At 61.8% G+C, this 20,976-nt stretch carries 18 protein-coding genes; 8 read left to right on the forward strand and 10 right to left on the reverse strand.

Annotated features, from left to right (window positions below; translation table 11 throughout):
- The first annotated feature begins 64 nt into the window (after positions 1-64).
- Complete coding sequence (locus BBB56_RS04940) at positions 65-622, forward strand: helix-turn-helix domain-containing protein (protein WP_199756195.1); 558 nt, start codon at positions 65-67, stop codon at positions 620-622.
- Positions 619-1,143: a GNAT family N-acetyltransferase gene (locus BBB56_RS04945; protein WP_123799359.1), complete on the forward strand. Its 525-nt coding sequence runs from the start codon at positions 619-621 to the stop codon at positions 1,141-1,143. Before BBB56_RS04940 ends, BBB56_RS04945 begins: the two co-directional genes overlap by 4 nt.
- Here BBB56_RS04945 and BBB56_RS04950 read toward each other — a convergent pair.
- Complete coding sequence (locus BBB56_RS04950) at positions 1,140-2,411, reverse strand: histidine-type phosphatase (RefSeq protein WP_123799360.1); 1,272 nt, start codon at positions 2,409-2,411, stop codon at positions 1,140-1,142. The two genes, BBB56_RS04945 and BBB56_RS04950, sit on opposite strands and share 4 nt — an antisense overlap.
- Before the next feature lie 182 nt (positions 2,412-2,593).
- Between BBB56_RS04950 and dinG the strand changes: the two genes are divergently transcribed.
- Complete coding sequence (dinG, locus tag BBB56_RS04955) at positions 2,594-4,774, forward strand: ATP-dependent DNA helicase DinG (RefSeq protein WP_233592987.1); 2,181 nt, start codon at positions 2,594-2,596, stop codon at positions 4,772-4,774.
- 59 nt (positions 4,775-4,833) lie between these two features.
- A complete protein-coding gene (gene ybiB / locus BBB56_RS04960) occupies positions 4,834-5,802 on the forward strand; it encodes a DNA-binding protein YbiB (RefSeq protein WP_123799362.1) in 969 nt (322 codons plus the stop codon).
- 1 nt (position 5,803) lies between these two features.
- Here the strand turns inward: ybiB and BBB56_RS04965 are convergent, their stop codons facing one another.
- From BBB56_RS04965 to hutH, 3 genes are all read right to left on the reverse strand, one after another.
- Entirely contained in the window at positions 5,804-6,961 is a 1,158-nt protein-coding gene (locus tag BBB56_RS04965) for a M20 aminoacylase family protein (protein ID WP_123799364.1), read from the reverse strand.
- 272 nt (positions 6,962-7,233) lie between these two features.
- Entirely contained in the window at positions 7,234-8,919 is a 1,686-nt protein-coding gene (gene hutU, locus BBB56_RS04970; protein WP_123799366.1) for a urocanate hydratase, read from the reverse strand.
- 10 nt (positions 8,920-8,929) lie between these two features.
- The gene (gene hutH, locus BBB56_RS04975; protein ID WP_123799368.1) at positions 8,930-10,489 is read right to left on the reverse strand and encodes a histidine ammonia-lyase; all 1,560 of its coding nucleotides are present in this window, start codon (positions 10,487-10,489) and stop codon (positions 8,930-8,932) included.
- 263 nt (positions 10,490-10,752) lie between these two features.
- Between hutH and hutC the strand changes: the two genes are divergently transcribed.
- Positions 10,753-11,508: a histidine utilization transcriptional repressor HutC gene (gene hutC / locus BBB56_RS04980; protein ID WP_123799370.1), complete on the forward strand. Its 756-nt coding sequence runs from the start codon at positions 10,753-10,755 to the stop codon at positions 11,506-11,508.
- Here hutC and BBB56_RS04985 read toward each other — a convergent pair.
- A complete protein-coding gene (locus BBB56_RS04985) occupies positions 11,492-12,031 on the reverse strand; it encodes a HutD/Ves family protein (RefSeq protein ID WP_123799372.1) in 540 nt (179 codons plus the stop codon). The genes hutC and BBB56_RS04985 overlap by 17 nt on opposite strands.
- The gene (locus tag BBB56_RS04990) at positions 12,028-13,383 is read right to left on the reverse strand and encodes a formimidoylglutamate deiminase (protein ID WP_123799374.1); all 1,356 of its coding nucleotides are present in this window, start codon (positions 13,381-13,383) and stop codon (positions 12,028-12,030) included. Before BBB56_RS04990 ends, BBB56_RS04985 begins: the two co-directional genes overlap by 4 nt.
- Before the next feature lie 85 nt (positions 13,384-13,468).
- Between BBB56_RS04990 and hutI the strand changes: the two genes are divergently transcribed.
- Both hutI and hutG read left to right on the forward strand, forming a co-directional pair.
- Positions 13,469-14,686: an imidazolonepropionase gene (hutI, locus tag BBB56_RS04995; RefSeq protein ID WP_123799376.1), complete on the forward strand. Its 1,218-nt coding sequence runs from the start codon at positions 13,469-13,471 to the stop codon at positions 14,684-14,686.
- Complete coding sequence (hutG, locus tag BBB56_RS05000; protein ID WP_123799378.1) at positions 14,683-15,474, forward strand: N-formylglutamate deformylase; 792 nt, start codon at positions 14,683-14,685, stop codon at positions 15,472-15,474. The genes hutI and hutG overlap by 4 nt, the downstream gene beginning before the upstream one ends.
- Positions 15,475-15,491: 17 nt before the next feature.
- Here the strand turns inward: hutG and BBB56_RS05005 are convergent, their stop codons facing one another.
- A complete protein-coding gene (locus BBB56_RS05005; protein WP_123799380.1) occupies positions 15,492-16,124 on the reverse strand; it encodes a flavin reductase family protein in 633 nt (210 codons plus the stop codon).
- A 140-nt stretch (positions 16,125-16,264) separates the two neighbouring features.
- Between BBB56_RS05005 and rlmF the strand changes: the two genes are divergently transcribed.
- Complete coding sequence (rlmF, locus tag BBB56_RS05010; protein WP_123799382.1) at positions 16,265-17,185, forward strand: 23S rRNA (adenine(1618)-N(6))-methyltransferase RlmF; 921 nt, start codon at positions 16,265-16,267, stop codon at positions 17,183-17,185.
- Positions 17,186-17,187: 2 nt separating this feature from the next.
- On the opposite strand, the gene ybiO is transcribed toward rlmF, so the two are convergent.
- The 3 genes from ybiO to glnP form a co-directional block, all read right to left on the reverse strand.
- Positions 17,188-19,455 carry a mechanosensitive channel protein gene (ybiO, locus tag BBB56_RS05015; protein ID WP_123799384.1) on the reverse strand — a complete coding sequence of 756 codons (2,268 nt, stop codon included), beginning with the start codon at positions 19,453-19,455 and terminating at the stop codon, positions 17,188-17,190.
- Positions 19,456-19,582: 127 nt separating this feature from the next.
- The gene (glnQ, locus tag BBB56_RS05020; protein WP_123799386.1) at positions 19,583-20,305 is read right to left on the reverse strand and encodes a glutamine ABC transporter ATP-binding protein GlnQ; all 723 of its coding nucleotides are present in this window, start codon (positions 20,303-20,305) and stop codon (positions 19,583-19,585) included.
- Positions 20,302-20,961, reverse strand: a complete 660-nt coding sequence (gene glnP, locus BBB56_RS05025) for a glutamine ABC transporter permease GlnP (RefSeq protein WP_123799388.1) — start codon at positions 20,959-20,961, stop codon at positions 20,302-20,304. The genes glnQ and glnP overlap by 4 nt, the downstream gene beginning before the upstream one ends.
- Positions 20,962-20,976 lie beyond the last annotated feature (15 nt).

Consider the following 20,976-nt stretch of genomic DNA (forward strand, 5'->3'; position numbering starts at 1 on the left):
CGGATTTTACGCTAAATCTCATATCAGAGAAATAATTCCCAAATATGAGAGGAAGCCGGTGCTGATAAGTGAAACCGAACAACGCCTGGCGGCCCGCCTTGCCGAACTGCGCGTTCAGCGCGGCTGGTCGCTTGATGAACTGGCGACGGCCTCCGGCATCAGCCGGGCTTCATTGTCGCGTATTGAACGCAGCGAAACCAGCCCTACGGCGACCTTATTAAATCGTCTGTGCATGGTTTACGGGCTTACTATGTCACGACTGTTAAGCGAAGTGGAAGAGGGCGATAACCTGCTGCTGACGCCGGAACAGCAGCCAGTCTGGCATGATGAGACCAGCGGTTTTGTGCGCCGCAACCTGTCGCCGCCGGCCGCGCATTTTCGTGCTGAACTGGTTGAGGGCCAGCTACGCCCCGCTGCGCGTATTGACTACGACGCGCCGCCTGTTCAGGGGCTGGAACAGCATATCTGGCTTCAGGAAGGCGAGCTGACCGTTGCCATGGACGCGCAGCGCTGGCGGCTTCAGCCGGGCGACTGTCTGCGTTTCCACCTGACGGGCCGATCGTCATTCACCGCTCATCCTGCGCTGGGCGCTCGCTATCTACTGGTGGTATGTAAACCATGACGGACTATAAACAGGCAGATGCCGCTCAGTTGCAGCAGCGATTGACCCAGCTCAGCGATCTTCTACAGGCGTGCGTAGCGGCGGGGGCGAGCATTGGTTTTACCGACCCGCAGGATCGCGCGTCCATTGAGCGTTTCTGGAACAGCCGTGCTGCAAATCTGAGGAGCGGCGAAAGTGAACTTCTTATCGCCTGCCAGCAGGATGTCGTGGTCGGCACGGTAATGATCAACGTCGGTGGTATGCCGAATGGTCGCCATCGCGCCGAGATTAGCAAGCTGCTGGTGCACCCTCGCGCCCGACGGCAGGGCATTGCGCGTCAGCTGATGCAGCGGGCCGAGCAGCGCGCGCAGGCGATGGGAAAAACGCTGCTGGTGCTGGATACCCGCAGCGGCGACGTCGCCAGCCAGCTCTATCTGTCGCTGGGCTGGCAAATAGCCGGGACCATCCCCCGCTACGCCGAATCCATTACGGGCGAGCTGGAAGCCACTACTGTTATGTTCAGGTTACTGAGCGAAGGCTAAGGAACGGCATAGCTGACCGGCGCGATCGCTCGCCGATCGAGATGTCGGCCTAGCGTCTGAACCGCCGTGCGCAGCGGACAGAGCGTGCCGACCGAGGTGAGGCGGCAATCCGCCTGCCGCCACTCTTCGCGCAGCAGAGGATGCGCCGCATCGATCGGTTGCAGACGGCGCAGATCGTTCAGACTCTGCGCCTGAAAGTAAAGGCGTAAAAAACGCTGGCCGCTGGTGGTATCGCGCCAGCGCTCTAGCACCAGGCTGCCGCCAGGGGGAATATTGCCGCGCGCGTAACCGGGCAGCGTCCAGCTAAAGCCCATCAGGGTTCGCACCATAGCAATATTGGTATCGTGCGCCACCAGCAGCAGCCAGCGTGCGTCAGGGGCGGCATCGTCCTGAGCCACTGCCTTTAGCATGGCGTCGAGCAGTATCGATGCGCGTTTCTGAGCGGTGTAGAGCACATCATTGCTGAGGTCATAGTTCGCCGTCAGCAGCGGCAGAATAGCGGTTATCTGGGCCGAACGGGTGATATTGCCCCAGGCGAGCTGGCTGAACGGCAGGTTCTCGCTCCAGCCCAGCCGCAGCGTCTCGGCCATGCTGGCCAGCGCGCTGAGTCCGGCTATATAGGTACTGCCGCTTTTGCTCTGGCGGATCTGCCAGGGTTGATCGAAGAAGGCGCAGCGCGCGTCTGAAACGCAGACGGCCTGTCTGAGCGCCTGAATAGCCGGGCGCAGGCTTTGCTGACGCGCCGCCAGATCGCCTGCCTGCGCGGTGACGGCCGCCAGCTGCCGCGCCGGATCGGTAGCGGTAAGGGCAAACGCCTCTGTCTGAAACAACGGGTCATTTTCGCCCGCGACCTGATGCACCGCAACGCCGCAGCCGGGAAACGCGCCGTCGACCAGCGCCTCGGCGGTCGCGCGCGTGCGCTGCAACGGGCTGGCGCGCACATATATAGCCTGCGGCTGCGGACAGCCAGCGGTCAGCAGCCCCAGCTGGCGATAGTGCTCTCCCTCCCAGCGTCCTTTATTGACTACCGCCGCATAGCCGTGACCGGTCAGCTCGCCGTCGCGCGTGGTCCACAGCGGCCAGCTACGCTGCGTGGCGGCTTCCGCCTCTTTGCGGTTGCCGGAGGTAGGCGGCCGGACGCCATGGCGGCTCAGTTCCACCACTTTTTCCAGTTGATAGTCAGGCTGCGCCGCAGTGTGACTCGCCCAAAGCCCCAGCGCGCAGGCGATAAACAGGCGAGCGGCAGCGCGGCGTCTGGCAATATTCATCTTCTCTTCCTTATGCGAACCGCTGTGACGCCACACCATAGCCCTAAGACGGCGCGATGGCTACCGCCCGCGTTTTCGACATGCGAAATTGTCGAGGCGGCGCGAAAAAATGCGCCCTGAGGCTGACGCTGAAGGATTACTGTGTAAAAATACAGGCCATTTTCACCCGGCGGTACACCCTTATGGCCCTGACAGCAGCAATAAAAAGCCAGATAGCGCAATGGTATAAGGCGCTACAGCAGCAGGTGCCGGACTTTATTCCCCGCGCGCCGCAGCGCCAGATGATAGCCGAAGTGGCGAAATGCCTCGCGGGCGACGATGCGCGCCATCTGGCTATCGAAGCCCCTACGGGCGTCGGCAAAACGCTCTCTTACCTGATCCCTGGCATCGCAGCGAGCCGCGCCGAAGAGAAACGGCTGGTGATCAGCACCGCCAACGTGGCCTTGCAGGATCAGATCTTCACCAAAGATCTGCCGTTGCTGAAAAAGATCATTCCCGATCTGACCTTTACCGCCGCGTTCGGCCGCGGACGCTACGTCTGTCCGCGCAACCTGGCGGCGCTGGCGGCCAGCGACGACCAGCAGGGAGATCTGCTGCTCTATCTGGACGATGAGGCCGTCAGCGGCACGCAGGAGGAGCAGACGCAGTGCGTCAGGCTGGAAAAGTCGCTCGGCAGCTATGCCTGGGACGGATTACGCGATCACAGCGAAGAAAATATCAGCGACAGTCTGTGGCAGCGTCTCTCCACCGATAAGGCGAGCTGTCTCGGCGCGCACTGCCGCTGGTATCGCGAATGCCCCTTTTTCATCGCGCGTCGTGAAATCGAACAGGTGGATGTGGTCGTGGCTAACCATGCGCTGGTGATGGCGGCGATGGAGAACGAATCGGTGCTGCCGCCGCCCAAAAACCTGATGCTGGTGCTGGACGAAGGCCACCATCTGCCGGAAGTGGCGCGCGACGCGCTGGAGATGAGCGCGGACATCACGCCGGGCTGGAGCAGTCTGCAACTCGATCTGTTTGTGCGGCTGGTCGAGGGCATTATGACGCAGATGCGCCCCAAATCGCCGCCGCCGCTCAGCAATCCGGAACGTCTCAAAGCGCACTGCGAAGAGCTGCGCGAGCTGTTGACTCTGCTGAGCCAGGCGCTTAATCCGCTGCTGCCCGCCGACAATCAGCCCGGCGAGTTTCGCTTTGTGCTGGGGGAGCTGCCGGACGAACTGCTGGAGATGTGCGCGCGCCTGTTTAAGCTGAGCGATGCGCTGCGCGGGTTAACGGAAGGGCTGATTAATGCGCTGAGCGAGCAGACCGGCAGCGTCGATCTGATGCGCCTGCACCGCAATTTATTGCAGCTTAACCGGCAATTCGGCTGGTTTGAATCCATCAGCAAGCTGTGGCGGCTGGCGGCGATGCCGAAAGCCTCCGGCGCGCCGGTGTCAAAATGGATCACCCGTGAGCTGCGCGACGGTCAGGCGCATCTGCTGTTTCACTGCGCCGGTATTCGCGTCAGCAACCAGCTGGAAAAACTGCTGTGGCGCAAAATTCCGCACGTGGTCGTGACCTCCGCCACGCTGCGCTCGCTTAACAGCTTTAATCGGTTGCAGGAGATGTCCGGCCTGAATGAAAAGGCGGGCGACCGCTTTGTGGCGCTTGACTCGCCCTTTAATCACGTTGAGCAGGGCAAGCTGGTGATCCCGCAGATGCGCTATGAACCGCTGCTGGCGAATGAAGCGGAGCATATTGCGGAAATGGCGGCTTTTTTCCGTCAGCAGATGAAAACCGGCACGCACAAAGGCGTGCTGGTGCTGTTTGCCAGCGGTCGCGCGATGCAGCAGTTCGTCGCGCAGCTGCCGGAACTGCGGCTGACCATGCTGGTGCAGGGGGATCAACCGCGCTCGCGCCTGATTGAGCTGCACCGCAAGCGGGTGACGAAAGGGGAGACCAGTATCCTTATCGGCCTGCAATCCTTCGCGGAGGGGCTGGATCTCAAGGGCGATTTGCTGAGTCAGGTACATATTCATAAAATCGCTTTTCCGCCGATAGACAGTCCGGTAATTTTGACCGAGGGCGAATGGTTAAAAAGCCTGAATCGCTATCCCTTTGAAGTACAGAGTCTGCCAAGCGCCTCCTTTACGCTGATCCAGCAGGTAGGGCGTTTAATCCGCAGCCATCAGTGCTACGGCGAAATTGTGATTTACGATCGCCGTCTGCTGAGCAAGACCTACGGCAGTCGCCTGCTGGCTGCGCTGCCGGTCTTTCCTATTGAGCAGCCGGAAGCGCCCGCTGCGCTGAAGGTAAAGCGCGCGCCGACCTCTGCTGGCGCGACACGCCGCCCTGCCAGACGCGCAGCGGCGGGAAAACGATAACCACAACGCATTCTGGCCGCAGCGACAGCGACGCCGCGGTCCCTGACGGGAAGCAAAGCATGGAACTGAACAAAGTGATTAAGGAGATCGGGCGCGGTAAGAACCATGCGCGCGATCTCGATCTTGCCACCGCACAGGCGCTTTATACGGCGATTCTGGCGGGGGAGGTGCCGGATCTGGAACTGGGCGGCATTCTGATCGCGCTGCGTATTAAAGGGGAAGGCGAGGAGGAGATGCGCGGTTTCTATCGGGCGATGCAGGCGCGCATCATGAGGTTAGAAGCCCCGTCAGGCGCGCCGCAGCCCATCGTCATTCCCAGCTATAACGGCGCGCGGCGTCAGGGCAACCTGACGCCGCTGCTGGCGCTGCTGCTCAATCGTCTGGGCTTTCCGGTGCTGGTGCACGGCGTCAGCGACGATGCGACGCGCGTAACCAGCGAGGCGGTGTTCGCCGCGCTCGGTATCGCCGCGGTGACCACGCAGCGGCAGGCGCAAGAGGTTCTTGACCGACGCGGCCTCGCCTTTATCACCATCGACCATCTCTGTCCGCCGATGGCGCAGCAGCTCTCGCTGCGCTGGCGTATGGGCGTACGCAGCAGCGCCCATACGCTGGTCAAGCTGGCGACGCCCTTCGGCGAGCGCGACGCGCTGCGTCTCTCCAGCGTTTCGCATCCCGAATATGTGCCGCGCGTGGGCAAGTTTTTCAGCGATATTGACGCGCCCGCCATCCTGCTCAACGGCACAGAAGGCGAAGTCTACGCTAACCCGCAGCGCTGCCCGGCGATAAGCTTTATACCCGGCGCAGGGCGTGAAGCGGAGGTCTGGGTCGAGCGTCAGCCGGAAGTCGCTCTGGCGTTGCCTGCGGACAAATCGGCCGAAGTGACGGCGCGCTGGATTGAGGCGGTGCTGAGCGGTCAGCATCCGGTGCCGCAGGCGCTGCGACTGCAAATCGCCTGCTGCCTGCGCGCCAGCGGAGAGAGTGATTCCCTTGAGGCCGGGCTGGCCCGTCTGGGCGAGGCAGGATTCTGACTCAGGTTTGCGGCAGCGTCTGTTCAACCAGGCGCTGCCAGAACGCCACGCCGAGCGGGATCAGCGCGTCGTTGAAGTCATATTCGGCATTGTGCAGCGGCGCGGAAGGCGTGGCGCCATCTGCGCCAAGCCAGAAATAGGCGCCGGGACAAGCGTCGAGCATACAGGCGAAATCTTCTGATGCCATGGAGGGATTCACCTGCCAGTGAACCTGCTCCTCGCCCAGCATCTGCTGCGCGACCGCGCGCACCTGTTCAGCCGGTCCGGCATGGTTAGCGGTAACGGGATAGCCAGGGAACCAGTGTATGGCGCCGCTGACGCCGAACGGGCGCGGCAGGGTCGCTACAAACTCTTCAATTAACCCCCGCACCTTATTGCGCACGTCGCTCTGCAAACATCGTACGGTTCCGCGCAGCACCAGGGTTTCCGGGATGACATTAATGGCTTCGCCGCCATGGATCTGCGTGACGCTGACCACCGCTGAGGCCAGCGGCGACAGGCGACGCGACGGAATAGTCTGGAGCGCCAGAATCAGTTCGGCGGCGACCACCACCGGGTCGGCTCCGCTTTCCGGCATCGCCGCGTGGCAGCTCTTGCCGCTGAGGGTAATTTCAAAGGAGTCGAGCGACGCCATCATCGCGCCCGTATTCACGGCCAGCGAGCCCAGCGGCAGGCCCGGCCAGTTATGCATCGCATACACCGCGTCCACGGGAAAGCGCTGGAACAGGCCTTCTTCAACCATCTTGCGCGCGCCGCCGAGATTCTCTTCCGCCGGCTGAAAGATAAAGTGCACCGTGCCGCGAAACTGGCGCGTCGTCGCCAGCTGCTGCGCCGCGGCCAGCAGGATAGCGGTGTGTCCGTCATGACCGCAGGCATGCATCACGCCCTTACGTGCAGAGCGCCATTGCGGCGCGCCTTTCTCGTTAATCGGCAGCGCGTCCATATCGGCGCGCAGTCCGATAGCGGGACCCTCGCCGTTGCGCAGCGTGCCGACAACGCCTGTACCCGCCAGTCCGCGATGCACCTGTAATCCGGCCAGCTCCAGCTCGCGGGCAACCAGGTCGCTGGTGTTATGCTCCTGATAACCGAGTTCGGGTTCGCGGTGAAGCTGGTGACGCCAGTGTTGGGCTTTGTCGAGCAGGGCAGGGGATAAAGTCATGCGAAATCACGCTCCTGGTAGTGAGGAGTCTCCACTGTAGTGGCAAGGCGCGGGCGCGTCTATCCTCCCGGCCAGGAATTTGGCTATAGGTCAGAACAAAAGGGTATAAGCCGTCAGCCTGCTGGATGGCACTTTTACCGGGCTACAGGCGAAAGGAAAAGAGGGGGCCTTGCTGCGCGCGACGGCTTTCTCGCCTGCGGATTCCTGCAAAAGAAAGGCGGCGCGCCTGTGCCGCCTTTCTTATCGCCGCTGTGATGAATCCGAGCGCCTGTTTATTTCACCATCGGCAGATTAAGCCCATGCTCGGCCGCGCAGGCCTGGGCACGCTCATATCCGGCGTCGGCATGACGCATCACCCCGGTGGCGGGATCGTTCCACAGCACCCTGCCCAGACGACGGTCGGCTTCCTCGCTGCCGTCGCAGACGATCACCACGCCGGCGTGCTGCGAAAAGCCCATGCCGACGCCGCCGCCGTGGTGCAGGCTCACCCAGGTCGCGCCGCCTGCGGTGTTCAGCAGGGCATTAAGCAGCGGCCAGTCGGATACCGCATCGGAGCCATCTTTCATTGCCTCTGTCTCGCGGTTCGGCGAAGCCACCGAGCCGCAGTCGAGGTGATCGCGACCAATCACAACAGGCGCTTTCAGCTCGCCGTTGCGCACCATCTCGTTAAAAGCCAGTCCGGCCAGATGACGTTCCCCCAGGCCCAGCCAGCAGATACGCGCAGGCAATCCCTGGAACGCGATACGCTCCTGCGCCATATCCAGCCAGCGATGCAGGCTCTGATGATGCGGGAACAGCGCTTTCAGTTTGGCATCCGTTTTATAAATGTCTTCCGGATCGCCCGATAGCGCGACCCAGCGGAAGGGGCCTTTACCCTCGCAGAACAGCGGACGAATATAAGCCGGAACGAAACCAGGGAAGTCAAAGGCGTTCTCCACGCCTTCCTCCAGCGCCACCTGACGAATATTGTTGCCGTAATCCACTGTCGGAATGCCCATATGGCAGAAGTCGAGCATGGCCTGGACGTGCACCGCCATAGAGGCGCGCGCCGCTTTCTCAACGGCTTTTGGATTGCTGACCCGCTCTGACTGCCAGCGCGCCACCTCCCAGCCAGCAGGCAAATAGCCATTCACCGGATCGTGCGCTGAGGTCTGATCGGTCACGATGTCCGGCTTCGGCCCGCCAGCGCGCGCGCGCTGTACCAGTTCAGGCAGAATTTCCGCCGCGTTGCCCAGCAGGCCAACCGAGATGGCGCGCTTCGCCTGCGTGGCCTCTTCAATCAGCTTCAGCGCCTCGTCCAGCGTATAGGCTTTGTGATCGACATAGCGCGTGCGCAAACGAAAATCGATGCGAGACTCCTGACACTCAATCGCCAGCACGCAGGCGCCCGCCAGCACGCCCGCCAGCGGCTGCGCGCCGCCCATGCCGCCCAGACCGGCCGTCAGGATCCAGCGGCCCGCCAGATCGCCGTTATAGTGCTGGCGGCCCGCCTCGACAAAGGTCTCATAGGTGCCCTGGACGATGCCCTGCGCGCCGATATAGATCCAGGAGCCGGCCGTCATCTGGCCGTACATCATCAGTCCGGCTTTATCCAGCTCGTGAAAGTGATCCCAGTTAGCCCAGTGCGGCACCAGATTCGAGTTCGCCAGCAGCACGCGCGGCGCGTCAGCGTGGGTGCGAAAGACGCCCACGGGCTTGCCCGACTGGATAAGCAGCGTTTCATCGGGTTGCAGCAGCTCCAGCGAGCGCAGGATCTGCTCAAAGCACGCCCAGTTGCGCGCCGCTTTGCCAATGCCGCCGTAGACCACCAGATCCTCAGGACGCTCAGCCACGTCGGGATCGAGGTTGTTTTGAATCATGCGCCAGGCGGCTTCGATCAGCCAGTTGGCGCAGTGCAGCGTGGTGCCGTGCGGCGCACGTATTTCACGCGCAACGGACTGGGTGAGAGTTTCGCTCATAGCTGATTCCTTATTCATTGAAAGAAACGGTCCGCTGGCTGGGCAGCAGCGCCGTAAGAAAATCTGGCCAGTCGCTGCGGCTGGCCCACAGACGCATGGCGTCGATGTCGGGCGCCAGCAGACGATCTTCCTCAAGGAAGGCCACCTGCTGGCGAATACGGGCGATCTCTTGCTCAAGCAGCGCGGAGCTTTGCAGCGGACGATGAAACTCAATGCCCTGCGCCGCCGCCATGGCTTCAATGCCCACTACCGCTGCGGTGTTAAAACACATGCTGCCGAGGCGACGCGCGGCATAGGTGGCCATCGACACGTGATCTTCCTGATTGGCTGAGGTGGGCAGGCTATCGACGCTGCCCGGATGGGCCAGCGATTTATTCTCGGAGGCGAGCGCGGCGGCGGTGACCTGGGCAATCATAAAACCGGAGTTAACGCCGCCGTCGCGCACCAGAAAGGGCGGCAGGCCAGACAGGCCGGTATCGAGCAGCAGCGCCATGCGACGTTCGGAGATCGCCCCGATTTCGGCGACAGCGAGCGCGATAATATCGGCGGCGAAGGCGACCGGCTCGGCGTGAAAATTGCCGCCGGAGATCACATCGCCGCTGTCGCTGAATACCAGAGGATTGTCAGAGGCGGCATTGGCTTCGGTCTGCAATACGCGCGCGGCGTGGCTGAGGTTATCGAGACAGGCGCCCATAACCTGCGGCACGCAGCGCACCGAATAGGGATCCTGCACCCGGCCGCAGTTGACGTGCGAACTCAGGATTTCGCTCCCCTCGACCAGCCTCTGTACGGCGGCGGCGACGGCAATCTGTCCCCGCTGGCCGCGCGCCTGATGAATGCGCGCGTCAAACGGCCTCAGCGAGCCTTTAATCGCCTCCAGCGACAGCGCGCCCGCCACCAGCCCGGCGGCCAGCACATTCTCTGCTTCAAACAGGCCGCGCAGCGCCAGCGCGGTGGAGACCTGGGTGCCGTTAAGCAGCGCCAGCCCCTCTTTCGGGCCGAGCACAAAGGGTTGTAACCCGACCGCGTCCAGCGCGTCGCGGGCGGACGTCAGCGTTCCCCTGACGCGCGCCTGGCCTTCGCCCAGCAGCATCAGCGACAGATGCGCCAGCGGCGCGAGATCGCCGGACGCGCCTACCGATCCCTTCTCCGGGATACAGGGCATCACGTCTGCGTTAAACAGCGTCAGCAGCGCCTCGATAAGCGCAACGCGCACGCCGGAGTGGCCGCGGGCCAGACTGATAATTTTGGTCGCCATCACCAGCCGCGCCACGTTGTCCGGCAGCAGTTCGCCCAGACCGACGCTGTGCGACAGCACCAGGTTGCGCTGTAAATCCGCCAGACGACTGGAAGGGATTTGCGTCTGCGCCAGTTTGCCGAAGCCGGTGTTAATGCCGTAAACCACTTTGCCGGACGCCACGATGTCGTCCACGGTTTGCTGCGCACGCAGAATCGCCGCACAGGCGCCTTCATCCAGCGTCAGCGTGACGCCGCCCTGATATATCCTGCGCAGCGCGGCAAGATCCACCTCACCGGGCGTCAGGCGCAGAGCCTCAACCGAACCTGTCATAGTCTACTCCTGTCTATACAAGTTGATGCGCAGAGCCAAAGTCAGAAGCTGTCGTGCTCTGCGCAGCGAATAAAATCGAGTGAAACACAAGTGTCTATTCTTGTCTATACAAGTAGCAAGCTATAAGCATTTGCTATGCCAGCGCGATCACAAATTGCATCGTCCGGCAGGGCTATAGCGCGGCAGGACGGCAGTGGAGGCTGTATATACATTTACGTCCTGAGACAGTAAACTTCAGGCATAATGGCGATAAGGAAATGAATATGGTCGAGCATTCGGCAATAGCACAACTGGCGGCGGCGATGAGCGATGAGCCAGCCCCCATCTACCAGCGCGTGAAGCAGGCGATTATCAGCCAGATCCGCGCGGGCAGCTGGAAGGCGAACCAGCGCGTGCCGTCCGAGAGCGAGCTGGTAAACGAGCTGGGCGTCAGTCGCATGACCATTAACCGGGCGCTGCGCGAACTGACCAGCGAAGGTTTTCTGGTGCGTATGCAGGGCGTCGGCACCTTCGTGGCCGAGATGAAAGGCTACACGGCGATGCTCGAAGTGCATAACATCGCAGATGAAATCGCTCAGCGCGGTCATCAGCATCGCTGCCAGATCCTGGCGCTAGGCCAGAATAAAGCCGATCCGGAACAGGCGGCCGTTCTGGGTCTGAGTACCGGTCAGACCCTGTTTCATTCGCTCATCGTTCACTATGAGAACGACCTGCCGGTGCAGCTGGAGGATCGTCTGGTCAATCCGCAGGTGGCTCCCGATTATCTCAGCCAGGACTATCATCGGGTCACGCCCTACACCTATCTGATGCAGGTCGCGCCTCTGACCGCAGGCGAGCATATTGTCGAAGCCGTGCTGCCGGATGCGCGCCAGCGCAAGTATCTGTCGCTGGACGAGCATGAGCCGTGTTTGCTGATCCGTCGCCAGACCTGGAGCGACACGAAAATCGTCACCTATGCGCGCCTGCTCTATCCGGGATCGCGCTATAAGCTGCTTGGCCGCTTCAAGGGACACGGCTGAGGCGCGTAAACAGCAGCTGTGCGCCCGCTGTCGCTGGCGTCAGCCGCGTCTCTTCATCCAGCCACCACAGCCCTTCAGCGGCGCATAACGTTTTTTCGCCTGCCAGCCGCCAGCAGCCGGAAATCACCCAGGCGACGCCGTGCAGGCTGCTCTCTTCCTGCGTCGTTAGCCTTACCTGTGCTTGCCAGCTGTCGCGTCGCGTCATGATATTAAAATCTTCGCTTTCACCGCGCAGGCTGGCATGGATCGCCCACTCGCCGGGAAAGCGCCAGGGCTGAAGCGGCCTGAGCTGGTGCGAGGCGTCAGCCGCGCTAAGCCTGACGTCGTCGCCGCGCAGCAGGGTAATGACCCTGTCGACGCCGGGAAAGCAGGAGAAGGGACCGTCGCTGGCGATGGTGGCGATGCTGGCGCGCCAGGCAAAATCCGCCTCGTCCGGCGGATAGCTGATGATTTCGCGCGTTTCGCCGCCGCCGTTGCGCCAGCGGCTGACCGGTAATTCGGCGTAGCTGAAGGGCGTTCTCATCGCAGCGCCGCCATAGCCTGTTGAAAAGCCGCCGCGCAGCGCGCTTCCGCCGCGTGGCGGCCCGCCTCGATCACCGCGCGTCCGGCGACCCACACATCGCGGATCTGGTCGCGGCGTCCGGCAAACAGCCAGCGGTTAAGCCGCGCGCTGTCGTCTACGCTGCCGAGCCAGGCGTCCTCTGCCAGAACCAGCCAGTCGGCGCGTTTGCCCGGCGACAGCTCGCCCAGGGAGACGCCGCATGCCTGCGCGCCGCCCTGAGCCGCTCCCTGCCACAGCAGATCGCCCACAGAGGGCTGCCCGGCGGTCACGATGCGGTTACGACGTCGGTCGCGCAGCCGCTGACCGTACTCCAGCCAGCGCAGCTCCTCCAGCGTGCTGAGGGAGACATGGCTGTCGGAGCCGATGCCCCAGCGTCCACTCTGGCCGATAAAGTCGGTCGCCGGAAAAATGCCGTCGCCGAGGTTAGCCTCCGTGGTGGGACACAGCCCGGCTACCGCGCGGCTGGCGGCGAGCTGCGCGATTTCGCGCGCATCGAGATGGGTCGCATGGATCAGACACCAGCGCGCATCGACGTCAAAGCGGTTCAGCAGCCATTCCACCGGCCGCTCGCCGCTCCAGGCGAGGCAGTCATTGACCTCTTTCTCCTGTTCGGCGACGTGAATATGCACCGGCAGCGAGGCGTCGCTGCTGGCAAGCACATCGCGCATCTGCGCTTCGCTGACCGCCCGCAGCGAGTGAAAGCAGAGACCGCGGTTAAACAGCGGATTATCGCGCACTTTTGCCGCCAGACGTTCCTGCTGGCGCAGATAGTCTTCAGTTTGCTGAATAAAGCGTTTCTGGCCCGGCAGCGGCGGCTGTGCGCCAAAGCCGCTGTGGCTGTAGAGCACCGGGAGCAGCGTCAGGCCGATACCGGCGGTGTCGGCGGCCAGCATCAGCTGATGCAGCATATCGTCCCCGGCGTAGGGCGCGCCGCTGGCGTCATGGTGCAGATAGTGAAACTCCGCCACCTGGGTATAGCCGCCTTTCAGCATATCGATATAGAGAAAGGCGGCAATAGCGCCGACCTGCTCCGGCGTCAGGCGCTGCACCATGCGATACATCAGGTCGCGCCAGGTCCAGAAGCTATCCTGCGGATCGCCCGCGACTTCGGCCAGGCCAGCCATGGCGCGCTGAAAGGCGTGGGAATGCAGGTTAGCAATCGAAGGAATCACCGCGCCGCTTAGCGGAATCGCGTCCTGCGCCTCGCTGTCGGGCGTAATGCTTTCAATAATGCCGGCGTCACTGACGCCAATTCGAACCTGTTGCCGCCAGCCGTCGGCGAGCAGCGCGCGTGGAGCAAAATAGAAGGCCATGGTTGATCCTTAAAGGCTGTGGTTGTATATACATATACATACTTTAACGGGCAGAGTAAATCGCCGGTCGCGGAGGAGGTGGGGAATGACAGAAAGCAGGCAGATTGACAGCCTGTGGCTGGGGGCCGATCTGGTCACTATGCGCGATGGCCGTTATCACATCATTAGTGACGGGGCGCTGGCGGTCGAGGCGGGGGAGCTGATCTGGGTGGGACCGCGCGCGGAGATGCCCGCTTTCAGGCCACGCCATCAGCATCGGTTCGACGGCGGCATCCTGACGCCGGGTCTGATCGACTGCCATACGCATCTGGTGTTTGGCGGCGACCGCAGCGCGGAGTTTGAGCAGCGACTCAACGGCGTCAGCTACGCCGACATCGCCGCGCAGGGCGGCGGCATTCTCTCCACCGTGCACGCCACGCGCGAAGCCAGCGAAGAGCAGCTGGTGGCATCGGCGCGCTGGCGGCTTCAGCGCCTGCTGGCGGAAGGCGTCACCACGGTTGAAATAAAATCAGGCTACGGGCTGGATGAGAGCAGCGAACTGCGCATGCTGAGCGCGATACGGCGGCTGGGCGAGAGCGTGCCTGCCGACGTGGTGGCGACCTGTCTGGCGGCGCATGCGTTTCCGCCAGAGTTTAAGCAGCATCCCGACGGCTGGGTCGATCTGGTTTGCGAACGCATCCTGCCGCAGGTAAAAGCCAACGGGCTGGCGGACGCGGTGGATGCCTTCTGCGAGCATCTGGCCTTCTCTCCGGCTCAGGTGGCGCGGGTGTTCGATAAGGCCGCGGAACTAGGGCTGCCGGTGAAGCTCCATGCCGAACAGCTTTCCTCGCTCGGCGGCGCGCGGCTGGCCGCCAGTTACGGCGCGCTCTCCGCCGACCACCTCGAATACGCCACTGAAGAGGACGCGCGGGCGATGGGCGAAAGGGGAACGGTTGCGGTCTTGCTGCCCGGCGCGTTCTATCTGCTGCGCGAAACCCAGCGGCCGCCGGTAGCGCTGTTTCGTCAGCATAAGGTGCCGATGGCGCTGGCAAGCGACGCCAATCCCGGCACGTCCCCTGCGCTGTCGCTGCGCCTGATGCTCAATATGGGCTGCACGCTGTTTGGCATGACGCCGGAAGAGGCGCTGGCGGGCGTTACCCTCTGGGGCGCGAAAGCGCTGGGATTACAGCACACGCACGGATCGCTGGAGGCGGGCAAGGTGGCGAACTTTGTTCACTGGCCGCTGGCGCGTCCGGCGGAACTGGCTTACTGGCTGGGCGGCGAGCTGCCCTGTACCGTTATCTATCGCGGAGAAGCGCAATGACACCTTTTCACTTTACGCCGGGCAGGCTGCCGCTGCTGGTCAGTATTCCTCACGCCGGCACGCAGCTGACCCCTGAGGTCGAAGCCGGGCTGAGCGAGGCCGCGCGCGGTCTGCCGGATACCGACTGGCACATTCCTCAGCTGTTCGATTTCGTGCGCGATCTGGGCGCCAGCGTGCTGATCGGCCACTTCTCGCGGTTTGTAATCGATCTTAATCGTCCGCCCGACGACCAGCCGCTCTATACGACCGCCACCACCGGTCTCTATCCGGAAACGCTGTTTGACGGCTCCCCGACCTTCGCGCCGGGCAAAACGCCAACGGCCGCGCAGCGCGCGGGCTATCTCGCCGACATCTGGCAACCCTATCACCAGCAAATTCAGCGGGAGCTGGCGCGTCTGAAGGCCGAGTACGGCTATGCGCTGCTGTTTGACGCGCACTCTATCGCCAGCGTTATTCCGCGTCTGTTCGAAGGGCGTCTGCCGGATCTCAATATCGGCACCAACGGCGGGCAAAGCTGCGATGCCGCGGTGACGCAGGGGCTGGAAGCGGTGTGCGCGGCGCAGAATCGCTACAGCTGGGTGGTCAACGGGCGCTTTAAGGGCGGCTATATCACGCGCGCCTATGGCAGGCCGGAAGAGAAGGTTCAGGCGGTGCAGCTGGAGCTGGCGCAGCTGAATTACATGGATGAGACGCCGCCGTTCGCCTGGCGTCAGGAGCGGGCTTCAGCGCTGCAAAGCGTGCTGAAGCCGCTGGTTAAAAGCTTTATTGAGCGCGGCAAGCCGGCGTAACGCTCAGCGCGCCGCCGTCAGCGACGGCGCGCATCCGGGCGGACCAGATCGAAACGCTGGCTTTCGCTGATGCCGTAATAGGCGCTCGGCCCGCCGGCGCGCAGAACAGGTTCGGCGCGCGCGGTCTGATAAATCCCGTCGTCCAGCAGCGACTCATCAATATGGATCGCAACCGCTTCGCCCAGCACCAGCCAGCTGTCAATGGGATTGCCCTGCGCGTCCTGAAGCTGAATGAGCTGGGTCAGGCGGCACTCGAAGTTCACCGGGCTTTCCGCCACCAGGCTCGCTTTCACCTGCGAAGCGGCCAGCGGCGTCACGCCAGCCAGCGCAAACTCATCCTCATCCGGCGGCACCGACGCCGAGCTTTCATTCATCGCTTCCGCCAGTGAGCGTGTCGCCAGGTTCCAGACAAACTCTTTGCTCTCGCTGATATTGCGCACGCTATCTTTCCAGCCGCTGCTGGCGAAGCCGATGATCGGCGGATGGTAATTAAAGCAGTTAAAGAAGCTGTAGGGCGCCAGATTGCGCTGGCCCGCTGCGGAAACGGAGCTGATCCAGCCGATCGGGCGCGGCCCGATAATGGCGTTGAGAGGGTCATGGGGCAGGCCGTGGCCCGCGCGCGGCTGATAGGAGTAGCGTTTTAGCGTCATTTTTTATCCCTTAGCGAAGTGGTAACACTATCTTAGTGCGACAGCATCGGCTGCACTGGAAAGAAATATGTAAGCGGATTGTGCGGCTTTATTTTCCCGGCGGCGCGGCGTATTGTACGCGCCTGCAAAACGGAGACGCCATGAACAAGCCAGCCAGTAAACTTTTCCACGCCCGCAACCGCCACCAGGGCGAATATGACTTTGCCGCCTTAACCGCCGCACATCCGCCGCTGGCGACAAAAGTCCGTCCCAACGCCTATGGCGCGCAGTCGATCGATTTTGCCGATGCTGAGGCGGTAATGCTGCTGAATCAGGCGCTGCTCAGGCTGTTTTACGGTCTCGACTGGCAGCTGGCGCCAGGGTCGCTCTGCCCACCGGTGCCGGGTCGCGCCGACTATCTGCACTATCTGGCCGATCTGCTGGCGCTGGACAATCACGGCGTCATTCCGTCGGCGGATATTCTGGATATTGGCTGCGGCGCAAACTGCATCTATCCGCTGATCGGGCAGGCAGAGTACGGCTGGCGTTTTACCGGCACCGACATCGATGAGGCGGCGCTCAAGGCGGCTAACCGCATTGTGGCGGCTAATCCCGGGCTGCAACGCAGCATTCGCCTGCGCCGCCAGAAAAATCCCGATGCGGTACTGGCGGGCGTGGTGAATAAAAATGAATTTTTCCATGCCGTAATCTGTAACCCGCCGTTTCACGCCTCGGCGGCAGAAGCCGCCGCCGGTTCGCAGCGCAAAGTCCGCAACCTGAAGCTGGACAGCGCGGCGCCGCTTAACTTTGGCGGCCAGCATAACGAGCTATGGTGCGAGGGCGGCGAAAAAGCCTTTGTGGGGAAAATGATTGCCGAAAGCGTGGCGCTGGCGCGCCAGTGCGTCTGGTTTACGTCGCTGGTGTCGCGCCGCGAGAACCTGCCCGCGCTGGAAAAACAGCTGCGGGCGCTGGAGGTGGCGGAGGTGCGCGTGGTGAACATGGCGCAGGGGCAGAAGCAGAGCCGTTTTCTGGCCTGGAGCTTTATGCCAGCCGCAACGCGCGCGCAGCGACTGGCGAAGTAGCCTTATTCCGGGGACGGCAGTGCGGGCAGGGCGGTCGCGCTCGCCACGCTGTTGCCGGTCTGCATCATCTCTACCGTCTGGTGCGGCGCTTTAATACCGGCCGCATCAAAATGCTTTTTCACCATATCATCCAGCGCAAAACGCACCGTCCACTGCTTCAGCGGCTGGGTGGTAAAAGAGACGCGCACGGTAAAGGCCTGATTGGTTAATCCTACCAGTCCGGCAAAGTTTGGCTCGCCGATCACCATGCCGCGAATCTCTGCATTTTGCAGCAGCTCCTCAACCGCCGCCTGAAGCACCTGGTTAACGTGGTCGCTGTTCTCGCCGCGATCGACGTCATAGTTAGCCACAAAGGAGCCGATGCCGCGCACGAAGTTGGCAAAGGTGGTGATCGAAGACCAGGGAATAATGTGATACGCGCCGGTATCCTGACGGACGCCGACCGAGCGAATCGACATCCGTTCGACCGTGCCGGTAATGGCGCCGATGGTCACCAGGTCACCGGTATTCATGCCGTTCTCAAACTGAATAAAAATGCCGGTTATAATGTCTTTCACCAGGGTTTGCGAGCCGAACGAGACCGCCAGACCCAGCGCGCCGGCTCCCGCCAGCAGCGGAGCGATATTGACGCCGATTTCCGACAGCAAAATCATAATGGTGATGGTGCTGATAATGACTGCCAGCGCATTGCGGAACAGCGTCAGCAGCGTGCGGGTACGAGCGCTCGGCATCGGGCGTCCATGAGAATCCGAAGCCAGGCGGCTCTCGATCAGGCTGGCCAGCACCGTCCAGCCGACAGCAGAGAGCAGCAGGATCATCACGATGCGGATCAGCACATCCACCAGCTTTTCGCCTGCTCCCACGGTGAGCCAGTGCCAGAGGTCGAACAAATTCCAGGCGTTAAGCAGCAGCAGCAGCGTGGCGAAGACGGTAATAACGCGCGCCAGCTTAAGCATCGCCTTTACCCAGTCATTCACGCGCTTTTGCAGGGCAGGATAGTTGCGGCGCAGATCGGGCGACAGCGTAATGGTTTTGCCAATCCAGCGCGTCAGGATGCCAGAGATAAAGGCGGCGATGCCGACGATAGCCAGCGTGCGCACCGAGGCGGACATCATAAATTTCAGGCTGTCGCCGGGATTGAAAATAGAGAGCAGGAACAGCGCAATAAAGTAGGCGCTCGCCAGCCAGTGCCACACCAGCGCAAAGGCGCGAATAAAGAAGGCGAAAAAGGCCATGCTGCGATCTGACAGCGCCTGAAGCGAGAAATGAATAGAGCGGCGGTTGGTAAAGATCAGGTAGAGCGCCCAGCCGGTCATAATGCCCATGATCACTACGTTCACCACCGCAGCCACCTGCACGTTGACCTGATTTGAGACGATCGGCACGATAACCAGCAAACCGTAGCCAATCAGGCCGGAAAGCCAGCTCAGACGGGTATTCCAGTAGCGGGCGCGCCCGTCGCTGAGATGGAAAAAGCGCAGGTCGCTGTAGCCAGGGCAGAAGAGCAGGCGCAGCACCGCTTTAAAGAACTCGATCAGCGCGAAGGCATTGAGGAACAGCCCCTGCTGGCTGGCGATGGTGCGGCTGTTGCCGTGATAATTGTCGCTGATGATCTGGCCGATAAACAGCGTCAGCGCCAGCAACAGCAGGTCGATAATAAACGCGCTGATAATCGCGACCGGTAGCTGCACCCAGTTGCGCTGCTCGCTGTTTTTGGCGCGGCCCCACTGTCCCATACGGCGATAGACCACCGAGAAGATGCGGCGCAGCAGCCAGTAAAAAGCAAAGAGCGCGGCTGCCAGCACCAGGAAATGCCGCAGCGCGTTAAAGAAGGTGACGGGGTTAAATGCCTTGTGCGGCGCGTCGGCGATATTGTCGTGCAGACGGACAAATTTCTCCGCCACGTCGCCGCCAAATTCCCGCGTCACATCGGTGACGCCTTCCAGCACGGTTTTGTCTTCTTCCACCGGCGGCGTCAGCGCGGGCGCGTTGTTTTTCGCCGTCGCGCTGGAGGCGGCGCGCAGCTGGGCGATCAGCTCTTTGCGCGACTGGTCGTTTTCCAGAATATTAGCCAGCGCGGCCCAGGCGGCCTTTTTTTCGTCGAGCGACGGCTCGCTTTGCGCGCCGCTGGCCGGGGCAGAAGTCTGTTGCGCCGCTACGGCAGCCTGCGGCAGGCTGACCGCCTGCGCGGGGAGCGAAACGCAGCAGCAGAGTATTAACAGCGCGATCCCTTGCCGCAACAGGCGACAATAGTTGTGGGCTGACGACATGGCTTTCTCCTTAGCAACCTCTGGCTCACAGGAGAAACAGTATAGTCAGACGCCGGGAATGAAAGTTCTGAAAGGCATTAATGGTACGGTCGGGAAAGGCGGGCCGGCATGATGCCGGCCCGGTCAGTCAGGAAACGTGCTGCAAAAACTCGCGCAGGCGATCGCTCGGCGGCTGGGTGATTAGCGTATCGGGATCGCCATCTTCCGCGATGGTGCCCTTATCAATAAAAATCAGACGCGAAGCGACTTTCTGCGCGAAGCCGACTTCATGCGTCACAATCACCATGGTCATACCTTCTTCGGCCAGATCCTGCATCACTTTCAATACCTCGTGGCGCAGTTCGGGGTCGAGAGCCGAGGTCGGCTCATCAAACAGCATCATCTTCGGCTTTACCGCCAGCGCGCGCGCGATAGCGACGCGCTGTTGCTGCCCGCCGGACAGCTCCGACGGAAAGTGGTGCGCGCGTTCGGCAAGGCCGACTTTCGCCAGCAGTTCGCGCGCCAGCTTATGCGCATCCTCTTTCTTCGCGCCGCGCACGCGAATCGGGCCGAATGCCACGTTATCCAGCGCGCTCATCTGCGGGAACAGATGGAACTGCTGAAAGACCATGCCCGCTTCCTGACGAATCAGGCGTTCATCGACTTTGGGGTCATTCACTTTCAGGCCGTCAACAATCAGCTCGCCGCTGGTAATCTCTTCCAGCTTGTTGATACAGCGCAGCAGCGTCGATTTCCCTGAGCCGGAAGGACCGATAATAACCACCACTTCGCCCTGATTGATTTTCAGGTTGATATCGTGCAGCACCTGAGTCTGGCCGAAATTCTTCGAGACGTTTTTAAATTCAATCACAGGATTTTCACCCTTTTCTCAATACGGCGCAGCACAAAGCTCAACACCAGCGTAATGACAAGATAGATAATGGCGACGGCGCTCCAGATTTCCAGCGCGCGGAAATTACCGGCAATGATCTCCTGGCCCTGACGCGTCAGTTCCGCCACGCCGATAACGATAAACAGCGAGGTATCTTTAATGCTGACGATCCACTGGTTGCCGAGCGGCGGCAACATACGACGCAGCGCCAGCGGCATAATCACGTAGCGCAGCGTTTCGCGGCGCGACAGGCCCAGCGCCAGACCGGCTTCGCGGAAACCTTTATTGATCGACAGCACGGCGCCGCGCGTAATTTCCGCGATATAGGCGCCGGAGTTGATCATAATGGTCACCACCGCAGCGGTGAAGGGATCGATGCGCAGATCGGGAAAGGCCATCGGCAGCGCAAAGTAGATAAACATCACCTGCACAACGATAGGGGTGCCGCGGATGATCTCAATAAAGACCAGCGCGACGTTGTTGGCGATCCAGCCGCCATAGGCGCGCGCAAAGCCAGCGACCAGGCCGATAATCAAGCCGCCGATCAGGCCGAGCACCGAGATCAGCAGGGTCATTTTCGCGCCTTCAATCAGCACCGGCATAGCGGGCCAGATGACGCTCCAGTCAAACTCCATGGTGTGACTCCAGTT

This window comes from Candidatus Pantoea deserta (assembly GCF_003813865.1).
Classification (GTDB): Bacteria; Pseudomonadota; Gammaproteobacteria; order Enterobacterales; family Enterobacteriaceae; genus Pantoea; species Pantoea deserta.